This window comes from Paenibacillus vini, from assembly GCF_018403325.1.
Taxonomy (GTDB): domain Bacteria; phylum Bacillota; class Bacilli; order Paenibacillales; family Paenibacillaceae; genus Fontibacillus; species Fontibacillus vini.
The window spans coordinates 1-432 of record NZ_BOSL01000052.1 but is presented as its reverse complement, the minus strand read 5'-3'; the positions used below and the strand labels follow the sequence as shown (position 1 = coordinate 432).

Annotated in this window: 1 rRNA gene; it reads right to left on the bottom strand. The window is 46.8% G+C overall.

What is annotated here, in order from left to right:
- Positions 1 to 307: 307 nt before the first annotated feature.
- Positions 308 to 424, bottom strand: a 5S ribosomal RNA gene (gene rrf / locus KJS57_RS26090).
- Positions 425 to 432 lie beyond the last annotated feature (8 nt).

The following is a 432-nucleotide window of genomic DNA, read 5'->3' as shown; positions in this document are numbered from 1 at the left end:
ACTCCCCTGCTCAATTTATAGAAAAGTTAGAGAAAAACGAAGTAACTGCATTTAAAATTGCCGTATAACTGCGTGTAACCAGGGTTTGATCCTAAAGTGTCCAATATTCGGGGGCCCGGCCGTAATTTAGCTCTTTTCCTCTATAAATGCTCAAACCCTCCGAATTAACTGTAGGTTTTACAGTTATTTGAGCGAAAAGTGCCTATCTCACGAAAATAACTGTAGGTTTTACAGCTAAGTTGGTGTTAGATAGTCCTGAATAACAAAAAAAGCACCGCCGAGGATATCGGCAGTGCTCTTCTTCGTTGCTTGGCGGCGTCCTACTCTCCCAGGACCCTTCGGTCCAAGTACCATCGGCGCTGGAGGGCTTAACGGTCGTGTTCGGGATGGGTACGTGTGGAACCCCTCCGCCATCGCCACCAAACGGTTCAA